An 11224-nucleotide genomic window follows, 5' to 3' on the forward strand; every position below is an offset into this window, starting at 1 on the left:
TCCTGTTGCCGTGGGCAGTGGGATCACGTATAATCTCATGGTGCCTGAAAATGAATGGAATCTCCCTTGCACAAGGGATGAACATATATGAAGAAAGAAGTGAATGTACGTTGTCTAATACGAACCGCAGCGGTCGTGGAAAAAACCGCCGGAATTCGGCTGCCTCTCAGGGGCAAGGGAATGCTTCAGCCTCCCGCCAGCCGAGCAAATCATCTCGTCCATCTACACGTCAGCAAGGGAAAGAGGTGCGGCCACAAGGCGCATCTCTTTCTGCCGTTCGTCCGAAGGGACGGGAACGTGAATCTGCACCAATCGAAGGACTTCCTGTAAGCAAAAATGAAGAGACCGTCATCGATATCATCGGCATGAACCATGACGGTGAAGGTGTCGGCCGTGCCAATGGATACACGCTGTTCGTGCAAGGTGCGCTTCCGGGCGAAACTGTACGCGTAAGAGTGATGAAAACCAAGAAGCAGTACGGCTACGCCAAACTGCTGGAGATCGTGAAGGCCAGTCCGGATCGTGTATCCGCACCTTGCCCGATCTATGATCAATGCGGCGGATGCCAGATCCAGCATATGAGTTACGCCGGACAGCTTGCGTGGAAACGCCAGCTCGTAGTGGATAATTTGCAGCGGATCGGCAAGCTGAATGTGTTGGTGGAGGATGAGGAGCAGGCGATTCAAACTGAACAAATCTCTCCTGAAGAACAAATGAATGGCAGCAACCGTATCCGCCTTCGCATGGAAGGTGTCATGAATGAAGAAGATGCCGAGCAGGGCATTCGTGTGCTGCCTACCCTGGGTATGGACGAGCCATGGCGCTATCGGAATAAGGCACAGGTGCCGATTGGAGCAGCCGAGGGTGGTCTGGTAGGTGGTTTTTACGCCAAGGGAAGTCATCGGATCATCGACATGGAGACCTGTCTCATTCAGCATGAGCATAACGATGAAGTCGTCGCCAAGGTCAAGGAGCTAGGCAGCCATCTCGGTATTAGTGCGTACAACGAAGAGACAGGCCGCGGCCTACTGCGTCATGTGGTCGTGAAAAAGGCATTCCGTACAGGTGAGATGATGCTAGTTCTGGTCACGAATGGCCGCGACATCCCACACAAGGATGCATGGATCGGTAGTATCCGTGAAGCGATCCCGCATGTGGCGAGCATTTGCCAGAACGTTAACAAAAAGCAGACCAATGTTATATTTGGCGATGAAACTCGCGTCCTGTGGGGCCGTGATGTGATCTACGATTATATCGGGGATGTACAGTTTGCGATTTCGGCGCGTTCGTTCTATCAGGTGAATCCAGTACAGACAGAAGTGCTGTACGGGAAGACGGTAGAGTACGCCGAGCTGAGCGGAAAAGAAACAGTCATTGATGCTTATTGCGGCATCGGTACGATCTCTCTTTTCCTCGCGCAACATGCGGATCAGGTGTACGGGGTAGAGATTGTGCCTGAAGCGATCGAAGACGCACGCAGCAATGCGATGTTGAACGAGATGAAGAACGTCAAGTTCGAAGTCGGTGCTTCCGAAGATGTCATTCCACGCTGGAAAGAACAAGGCATTGAAGCAGACGTCATCGTTGTCGATCCACCGCGGAAAGGCTGCGATCCGCGTTTGTTGGACACGATTCTGGAGATGAAGCCGGAGCGTGTGGTGTATGTGAGCTGTAATCCGAGTACGCTGGCACGTGATCTGCGTGTGCTAGAGGATGGCGGGTATCGCACGGTTGAGGTGACGCCGGTGGACATGTTTCCACATACGGTGCATGTGGAGAGCGTGGCGGTGTTGGACAGGAAATAAATTAGGTTTGGTCTATTATTAAAAGATTAAGAGGCTAGTTAGAAAATACTAATTATAAAAAAGCTAAACGGTAATTCTTCCGATAATCTGGAAGAAGGCTGTTTAGCTTTTTTACATTATTTCAAGCTTATTCATGAAAATAAGAGAACTGGGTGGCTTGTTGCTGGATGAGGCAATACAACAATATAGTGCTATATTATTAAATAAAAGAAATAACATCTATAGGAGGAGAGGAATGCCATTTAACATGGATTATATAGAGATGGGTAAAGAATATGACCGCGACTTCTTATCTTCAACATGGGGATATAAAGGAAGACAAGCAATTAGCCGGGGGATATTCACTCCTGCTGATGAAGATAAAATTATCCTATTTGTAACAAATATTAAACAAAAATTAGATACCCAATATAAGAATTATTTCATTGAAGAGGGCATCCTACATATGGAAGGGGAAACTAATCATAGTAACGACCAACGATTAATAAATTCAGAATTAAACAATGATTCAATTTATCTCTTTTATCGGGATATTCATCACACTCCTTTCGTCTATTACGGTAGGGTATTTCTAGTCGATTACAAAATAAACACAGATAAACCAAGTACATTTATTCTAGCTACTTCTTATAGTCTAGCTATTGGTTTAAAATCACTTTCGACAGAACAAAATAAAACAAACTTTTCAGAAGAAAGATTCATTCCAGATAAAGAAGGAGAAAAAAGAGTTAAAGTTCATGTTAGTTATGAACGCAGTTTAAAGAATCGAGCTAAAGCAATAGAGATCCATGGGACGACTTGTAAAGCTTGCGGATTTAACTTTAATGAATTTTATGGGAGTGACTTGGCACGACATTTTATTGAGGTTCACCATATCACTCCGTTATCTAAAATAAGTGAAGAACAACAAAATATAGACCCCGCAATAGATTTAATACCTTTATGCTCTAATTGTCATAGTATGATTCATCGTCAGAGGGACATAGTTATGTCAGTAGAAGAGTTACAAAAAAGAATAAATAGAATTAATAAGAAATAGTTTCTCAATGAACTAACCTTATTGCATATTATTTTTAAGTTAAAGATTTTCTGTTTAGCGTCATCTTTCTAATACGTAGATGTCTTACATTTTCTCTGAAACTCATCTATTATTAAATATATCATTATATAAATGAACGAAATTTAATTTTGGAGTGGGGCATCTTTGGATTTGATTATGCAAAATCAATATACGGTAGGTAGTCTTTTTGCAGGGATTGGTGGATTCTGCCGATCTTTCAAGAATGAAGGCTTTAATGTTGTATGGGCAAATGAATTGGACAGCTATGCATCTCAGACATATCGGCATAATTACCCGGAAACTAGACTGATCGAGAAATCCGTAGAAGAACTTTCGGTACAAGCTGATGAGCTGGAGCCGGTAGACGTTCTAACTGCTGGCTTTCCGTGTCAGTCTTTTTCCCTTGCGGGTAACAAACTGGGATTTAAAGATCCACGAGGACAGTTGTTTTTTGAGATTATCCGATTAATAAAAGAGTTTGGTGAGCGAAAACCTAAAATCATTGTATTAGAAAATGTGAAAAATTTAATTTACCACGACAATAAAAACACAATTAATACAATTGAAGAAGAACTAAAAAGAGCTGGTTATTGGTTCAGAGTTCCTCTGGATCAAAAAGGTAACTTGATAACCAAACGTAGTAATGCAGTAGTCCTAAATACTAAGGAACATACAGATATCCCACAAAATAGGGAACGTCTCTATATGGTTGCTTTTTCGCAGGAGCATTTTAAAATGAATACATTTAAGTTCCCTGGTCCTGTAGAAGAAATGAACGAAGTAAGATCATATCTTGATATTCAGCAAAAAGCAGACGAAGAATATTATTTTGACGAGAATAGTAAGTATGGTAGGATGTTTGCTGAGAAAATAGCTGAAGGAAATGAGGATTCAGTTTATCTTCTGCGGCGTGCATATGTACGTGAAAATAAGAGTGCTGCTACTTTTACCCTGACTGCAAATATGGGGGAAGGTGGGCACAACGTACCGGTAATCAAGGATGATTGGGGAATAAGGAAGCTATCACCTATTGAATGTGCTAGGCTACAAGGATTTCAAGATTCCTTTTTTTCTTTTCCGAAAGGTATGCCTAAAGGCAAGCAATACAAGCAGGTTGGCAACGCAGTCACAGTAGACTTGGTGCAGATGTTAGCAGCAGAATGTAGAAGAAACTTAACTGAGCAGGGAGCAAGACGATGATAAATTGGAATTTTCCACCTAACAACTACGGACAAGTTACCGGGTTAAACGATGCCGGAATAGAAACATTTAAGGGGAACCCATGGGATTCACTCGCCCGAGAGATTAACCAGAATTCTTGTGATGCTAGAGTTTCTGGGAGTATCGAACCTGTTAGAGTAGAGTTTGAAATTAAAGAACTTCCTGCTTCGGTCTTCCCAAGAAAAGACATTTTCATTAATGTTCTGAATCAAAGTATGGATTACTGGAATGAGAATGCGAAAACAGTCAGCTTTTTTGAGCAGGCACTAAACGTTATGCAGTCTGAAACGATCAAATTCTTGAAAATAAGTGACTACAATACAACGGGACTAACAGGAGCAGATCAAGGCCATCAAGGAGGATGGCATAATTTAATCAAGTCTGTTGGCTCATCAAACAAAGATTCCAAGTCTGGAGGTTCCTTCGGCATTGGAAAACACGCTCCTTTTGCATGCTCCGACCTTAGGACTGTTTTTTACAGTACTAAAGATCAAAAAGGCATTGAGGCGTTCCAAGGGGTTGCCAAGCTGGTCACTCACTATAATGAGCACGGGGAGCCTACTCAGGGGACTGGTTATTATGGTCAAAAAGAGAAAAATGAGCCGTTACTTAATAAAGAAGAAATCAATGAGTTTTTCAGAAGAGAAGAAGTCGGGACTGATATATTTATAGCGGGATTCAATGCGGAAAAAGATTGGGAGACTAAAGTCATTCGCTCCGTTTTAGAAAGCTTTTTCGTTGCAATTCTGGATCAAAAGTTGATAGTGAAAGTTGGAGAAACAGAGATAAACGCCGAAACGATTCCTGGTATACTGGGCCAGTATACCAAAGGTGAGGCAGATTGCTTGTCTTTTACTTATTATGAGGCTTACACTCTGTCTAATACTTCCAAATTTTCGAATGATAACTTTGAGGGTCTTGGGGAGATTCGAATGTACATCCTGCCCGGTAAAGATGCACCCAAACGAGTTGCAATGGTTAGAAGTACAGGGATGAAGATCTATGATAAAGGCAGCTTCCGAACTCCATTTAAATTCTCCGGTGTGTTGATTGCAGATGGAGACGAAATTAATGAATTTCTTCGAAAGATAGAGCCTCCTACGCATACGGCTTGGGAAGCTGAACGGCATGATGATCCGAGTTATGCAAAAGGGATAATAAAAAAATTATATGGTTGGATGAACGAGCAGATAAGATCAATTACGCTGGGAGATGCTGCTGAAGAATTAGATGTTGAGGGGCTAAGTGACTTTCTCCCCGATAAAGGAGAGGAAACTAATTCGTCTCCTGCATTAGCTGAAGAAGAGGGAGAGAAGAGTGAGCCGAAAGAAATTGAGCTCCAAGTAAATTACCGGCAGAGCAAGCCGAATACTGTAAATATAATAAGTGAAGGGGATTTACCAGGATACAATAAGGAACAAGAAGAAGCGGAAGAAAGCGATCTTGATTCTGGTATGGACCTAGATATTGATAATATAGACTCGTTTGATAACAATATTGAACAGAGCAACGAGGAAAAGGAAGAGGAAGAGAAGGAAGATTCAGAAGTACATGATCCGTCTGAAGACAATAAATCGGGTGAAGATAATAATACTGACCTGGAACATACAGGAGAAGAGAAACAGTTACAGCCTAAAATAAATAAAAACCTGCGTATAACCCAATCTAGAATTTTTTGTACTAATCCTGCTAAAGGTGAGTATAAGATGACACTTAATTCTAACGAGGAAGGGTATGGATACGTTGGGGTAAATATTATAGGGGAAGTAGGAGGAGAAAAGGCTGAAGTACGTTCAGCTAAGCAGTTTGGAGAGAATATGCATATAGAGAATAATGTGAAAATCGGTCCAGTGCGCTTTGATAAGAACGAGCGAACGGTGATAACTATTACACTTAAAGAACCACTACGGTGTGCTCTGGAGGTGGCTATCTATGCAAATTAGTTCAAGACAGTTCCCACATCCTGTTCTTTCTTACACTTCTGATGATTTTACAAACAGTGATTTTCAGGCTTCCCTTAAAAATACTAAAACAAACAGTTTATATATTTTTAATGCAAACTGTGTCACAAGCAGTGATGGGATAAACGAGCTTATACAGGACCATAAGGCTAAGTTTGCATTTCATTTTGAATGCCAAACAACGCGTTATCGTAAAATATTCTCTTCTTTTGATAATGATTTCTCCTTCAATCTTCCTGCTCAAGATATTGAAGGGAAAGTGCAAATCTGTGCATTTATTATAGCTGTCGAAGATATACAAAATTATGAACTAACGGAGTTTCATCCTGACTATGAAGGCTACAGCTTTCAAATTAGTAAGGGAGATATTCTTGCTATTGATGCTGAAAGATCATTTTTTGCTGAAAAAGACATAGATCCATTAAAGCGAATTCCATCAATTTTCTCTATTCAACCTAATCGTAGTGATGATGCTCAAGCTATTGAAGTAGATTCATCAGGAAATAAAATTATCATTAAACTGTCCGAAGAAAACTTTGATTATTATAAGTCTATTTCTTTAAATTCTAACTTTCAACCAATCCTATCTTCTTTAATTGTTATTCCGGCTCTAGTATCCATTCTTGAGACGCTAAGACACGAAGAGACGGATATTGACTATGAAGAATGCCGTTGGTATCAGGTCATTTTGCTGAGACTAAAGGATTTTGGAATAGAATTAGGTTCTCACAGTTTTGAGCAGGAGTCTACAATCTCCATTGCACAGAAACTGATTGGAGATCCACTTAGTCAGTCTTTTTCAGTATTAATGAATTTAGAGGAAGATTGAGGTGCTAAAGATTGAATTTACATTATGTAAGTGACAGTTCACTAGATGATATAAAATCAAATATAAAACATAATATTCCGTATTATTCATCTGATATCCCTTGGATGGATAAATACTTTAGATCTCAGTCTTGGAGTTTTCCTTCAAAGATTCGAGTAGAGGGTATAGACCTACACATGCCAATAAGTTCCACTGTTCATTTTGATTTAGAAAATACTAAAAAGGTGTACTCTACATTAAAAGATATAACTTTAATTCAAGCATGCGATGAGCGAATGTGGACTTATCTAGCCCATCAAGCTTTTTGGAATTATATGCGAGAGAGATGGCCGGTGGAATCCTACTTAAAAAAGGGCAAACCTGAAGATGCGATAAGGGAACGTTATTTTTTTATGTCGAACAAAGGTAGGGCACTTGTCCGTAACGGAATTGCTCGACTATGGTGGTACGGCTATGTATCATATGATGAGGAGAGGGAGGATCCTTTCGAACTTACTGCAATTCTCTTATCTAAGTTGGATATTGCGCAAAGTTTGCTTGAACGTGTATTTTCCGGAAATAGGGACATCACTCGAGCTGTATTAGCAGTTATACATCAGAAAGATAAGGTCGAAGGTGTTGCAGTAAGCAGGAACGTTTTCAGAAGTCTGATGATGTATATCAACCAATTAGGTGGAGTTACCATTCTAGATGCACTTGATCGATCAGAGTTAGAGACACTGTTTGAAGCAAAGCTAAATTCTCTCTTATCTGAAGACTGACGGTCTGCCATATGGCAGACTTTTTGTACTAGTCAGCAATATTAATTTGCAGTACAATGTAGTTCTTTAATTAAGAAAATGGTTTGTTTTTTATACTTGATTATGATAAGCTGCATCTAAAGGGAACGCGCGTTCTTGACTGAGGAGGGTTCACAGAAATGAGTGGTAAGTTAACGGCTGTTGATCTTTTCTCTGGAGCAGGAGGCTTGAGTTTAGGTTTCATACAGACCGGTCATGTGGAAATAATAGCAGCAGTTGAGAACAATGCATCAGCTCAACAAACTTATTTAGCTAATCATCCTGATGTGGAGTTATTTGGTGATATTCAAAATGTTGATTACAATTTGATATTAGATGAATGTAAGAGAAAAGGTACAGAAAAAGTTGATATTGTATTTGGAGGACCGCCTTGTCAAGGATTCTCAAATGCCAATAGACAGAAGGCCTCACTAATTTCGGCTAATAATCAGCTAGTTAAAGAATTTGTAAAAGCTATAAAATTGCTTAATCCAGATGGTTTTGTATTAGAAAATGTTAAAGAACTTAAATCCAGTAAACATAAGTTTTTCTTGTCATCCCATGATGAGCAGGAGATTGTTGGAATGGGCATAGTAACATCTGAAGAAAAAGTCTCTCTTGGGGAAGTGACTTCATTCAAGACTGAGCTGTTAGATTTCTTAAATGAATCATTGCGTGCCCCTTTTGCAAAGTATGAAGTCTTGGATAAGATTCTATTTTCTAAACTAAATCACTTAAACCGTAAGAAAAAAGAAGCAGAGTTATATCTTAAGAAAACTCGCAGCGCGATTAAGAATTTTTATGAGAATTGGGAAAAACTACATGACTATTATTGGTGTCCAGAGTATAAAGAGAAGTGGATGCAGTTAAAAGATCTTTTACAGGATGAGGAGAGCCCATTAGAAGAGGTATTCTCATGTCTTAATGAAGTTATCATTATCCAGCAGATTATTATGCGAGCTGGAGAGATAGAAACTAATGGTTTAATAGTTGATCAATTTTATACAATCGATAATGAAATAATCGTGAATCTTCAAACATACATCGTATTAGATTACCTAAAAGCGAAATTCAAGAGTTTAGGCTATAAATTCAACGAGGATCAGCTGGTTCTAAATTCAGCTAATTTTGGAGCACCTCAACAAAGAGAGCGATTGTTTCTTGTTGGTGTGAAAAATGGGTTGTGTGAGCAGAATGAAGTAAGACTCCCTGAGCCAATTATCAGAAATCCGGAACAATTTTACACTGTGAAAGATGCGATAGAAGATCTTGAAAATGTATGGCCTTACGTTCTTATGGAAGATGATCAGCAGCCTCTTACAAAAGCAACTATGATAAATAGAAACCCACTGTTAACGTATTTACAGGCAGGCTTGGGAAATGTTCATAACCACATTATGACTGATACAAGGGAAACTGCACTTCAGAGATTTCAGATGCTGCAACAGGGACAAAATTTTCACCACTTAGATGATTCATATAAAGGTACCTATTCTAATCCACAACGAACACAAAATACTGTATATCTGCGCTTAAATTATAATAATCCTTCGGGAACTGTTCTGAATATTAGGAAATCTATGTGGATCCATCCTGTAAAAGATAGGGCGGTAAGTATAAGAGAAGCAGCTAGGTTACAAACTTTCCCTGATAACTTTGTATTTATGGGATCAAAGGATGCTCAATATCAGCAAGTAGGGAATGCGGTACCACCTCTGTTAGGGAGAGCAGTGGCAGATCAACTTCTCTATTATTTAGGGCGTTCTCCAATAAAATCTTTAAAAGAAATAATTACATTACCACAAACTGTAGATATATAGAAAAATCCCTGCTCTATTAGAGCAGGGATTCTTCTATATAATAATTACATTGAATATTAAGAGGACACTCTTTACATTTGGGATTGACTGTTGTACAAATGATTCCTGCGAAGTCTAATACAGCTAAATTCGCTGTTTTGAAGTCAAAGTTGAAACTATACAAGTCTCTAATCTTCGAAGCAAGTATTTTATCTGTTCTTGGACGGGATTTGTCAGATTTGAGGTCAAAGAACCTAATAAATAATCTAATGACATTAGTATCGATAGGTACTGTTCTTGTGATAGGCATAACAGAGCACTGCGTTGGCAATATAGTCTCCAATCCCAGGAAATTTTATTAGTGTATCAGATTATCTGGAACTTTTCCATTAAAATTAGCAGTTATTTGGATAGCTGTTGATTTAATTCTAAATGCGCGGTAAATTAGACCAATAGGACTAATTATTTCAATCAGCTTTGATTCTGAAGCCTTAGACAGTTTTTGCACAGTAGGGAAACTAGAGAGCAGAGAATTATACACTTCTTCAACCTTCCTTACCTGGGTCTGTTGAAGTAAAAATTCGGCGATGAGTACGTGGTATGGGTTTTTGGTATTACGCCAGCGATAAATCCTTTGATTTTGCTTAAACCATAGTCTCAGAGTAATCCAAAAGAAGGATGTTTTTTTCATTTTTCACCTTTTTGCAGTTTGTACACTAATTTTAAATTAAACCTTGGCCGATTAACATAAGCAAAGGCACTTCTGAAATTCAATATTTAATAATCCATAAGCATAGCGTAAAGGTGTGGAAATATAAAAAAGAAGTCGTAAGTCCAAACCTTAGAAATTTTATAATGTCACTACGTGAAGTAGGATATACATTTGATTGTAGCTGTAGCCGATGTTTTAGATAATAGTATTGCAGATGGGGCCTCGGAGGTACATATTCAGATGCTTGAAGAGCCAGTGCTTGTTTTTGCATGCTCGATAATGGCAATGGAATGGCCACTTCTGAGCTAGTTGAGGCTATGAGACTGGATACCAAAAATCCCAATGAAGAGAGAAATAAGTCTGACTTGGGCAGATTTGGTTTTGCTTGAAAACAGCTTCTTTTTCCCAGTGCAAATGTCTAACGGTTATTTCTAAGAAAGACAAAAAGTCTTCAGTCAGACAGTGAGATTTGGATAATATTGCAGATGCAGACGAGTGAGGATTTCTTGATAGCTAGTCAGTTGGTCAAAATAGCTTTCTTGAAATTCGATTCCCAGTTTCAATTAGCTCTTAAAATAGGATTCAATACTCCAACGCATGCCGTAAATTCGTACAATTTCAGTCGCATCCAGCGTGACGTCTGTATTAAGGTGGTAAGCTGCTCACGTCTTTTATTCCAGTTGCGAGCAAAAACAAGTTTCACGGGCAGACCGCACGAAGTATGCACAACCACGGAACCTTTGATGTGTTTTCGCTGTCCCTGTACGAAATATCGCCATATCATTTCCATGATTTGTTCCAACACAGGCAGACCTCTGTCTGTGAGCTGGCGAAGCAGTAGCTTGCGTAAACTTGCTGTCCATGAGCACGTAATCCGCAATGAAGCCGGCTTTTAAAGCCCGATCGAACAAGCTTACAACCGCATGGAATGGTCAAATACACGTGCCAGTAGCTCTACTTTTCACCTCCGGTTTCGCCTGAGTACTGAATCGTCAACGATAAATACAAGCACGTGTTTGGAGGAAATGAGCGATTCAAAATAGCGTACGATCTGAAGA

Annotated in this window: 10 protein-coding genes; 8 read left to right on the plus strand and 2 right to left on the minus strand. The window is 39.6% G+C overall.

Features of this window, described 5'->3' with window-relative positions; translation table 11 throughout:
* Window positions 1-77 precede the first annotated feature (77 nt).
* The 7 genes from rlmD (at window position 78) to HP548_RS03985 (ending at window position 9475) form a co-directional block, all read left to right on the plus strand.
* Window positions 78-1805, plus strand: coding sequence for a 23S rRNA (uracil(1939)-C(5))-methyltransferase RlmD (gene rlmD, locus HP548_RS03955; RefSeq protein ID WP_175381012.1), 1728 nt, complete (start codon window positions 78-80; stop codon window positions 1803-1805).
* A gap of 133 nt (window positions 1806-1938) precedes the next feature.
* On the plus strand, window positions 1939-2844 hold the full coding sequence (locus HP548_RS03960; RefSeq protein ID WP_175380948.1) for an HNH endonuclease: 906 nt from the start codon (window positions 1939-1941) through the stop codon (window positions 2842-2844).
* A gap of 165 nt (window positions 2845-3009) precedes the next feature.
* On the plus strand, window positions 3010-4065 hold the full coding sequence (locus tag HP548_RS03965) for a DNA cytosine methyltransferase (protein ID WP_175380949.1): 1056 nt from the start codon (window positions 3010-3012) through the stop codon (window positions 4063-4065).
* Entirely contained in the window at window positions 4062-6029 is a 1968-nt protein-coding gene (locus HP548_RS03970) for a hypothetical protein (protein WP_175380950.1), read from the plus strand. The genes HP548_RS03965 and HP548_RS03970 overlap by 4 nt, the downstream gene beginning before the upstream one ends.
* Window positions 6019-6876 (plus strand): hypothetical protein, encoded by an 858-nt coding sequence (locus HP548_RS03975; protein ID WP_175380951.1) that lies wholly within the window; start codon window positions 6019-6021, stop codon window positions 6874-6876. Before HP548_RS03970 ends, HP548_RS03975 begins: the two co-directional genes overlap by 11 nt.
* A gap of 11 nt (window positions 6877-6887) precedes the next feature.
* Window positions 6888-7637 (plus strand): DUF6339 family protein, encoded by a 750-nt coding sequence (locus tag HP548_RS03980; protein ID WP_175380952.1) that lies wholly within the window; start codon window positions 6888-6890, stop codon window positions 7635-7637.
* Between the two features lie 158 nt (window positions 7638-7795).
* Window positions 7796-9475, plus strand: coding sequence for a DNA cytosine methyltransferase (locus tag HP548_RS03985; protein WP_175380953.1), 1680 nt, complete (start codon window positions 7796-7798; stop codon window positions 9473-9475).
* 337 nt (window positions 9476-9812) lie between these two features.
* Here the strand turns inward: HP548_RS03985 and HP548_RS34055 are convergent, their stop codons facing one another.
* Window positions 9813-10145: an HhH-GPD family protein gene (locus HP548_RS34055; protein WP_175380954.1), complete on the minus strand. Its 333-nt coding sequence runs from the start codon at window positions 10143-10145 to the stop codon at window positions 9813-9815.
* 338 nt (window positions 10146-10483) lie between these two features.
* Here HP548_RS34055 and HP548_RS34060 point away from each other — a divergent pair, with 338 nt between their 5' ends.
* A complete protein-coding gene (locus HP548_RS34060; RefSeq protein WP_409347645.1) occupies window positions 10484-10555 on the plus strand; it encodes a hypothetical protein in 72 nt (23 codons plus the stop codon).
* A gap of 170 nt (window positions 10556-10725) precedes the next feature.
* On the opposite strand, the gene HP548_RS04000 is transcribed toward HP548_RS34060, so the two are convergent.
* Window positions 10726-11046, minus strand: coding sequence for a hypothetical protein (locus HP548_RS04000; protein ID WP_175380956.1), 321 nt, complete (start codon window positions 11044-11046; stop codon window positions 10726-10728).
* Between the last annotated feature and the right edge of the window lie 178 nt (window positions 11047-11224).

Source organism: Paenibacillus taichungensis, from assembly GCF_013359905.1.
Taxonomy (GTDB): domain Bacteria; phylum Bacillota; class Bacilli; order Paenibacillales; family Paenibacillaceae; genus Paenibacillus; species Paenibacillus taichungensis.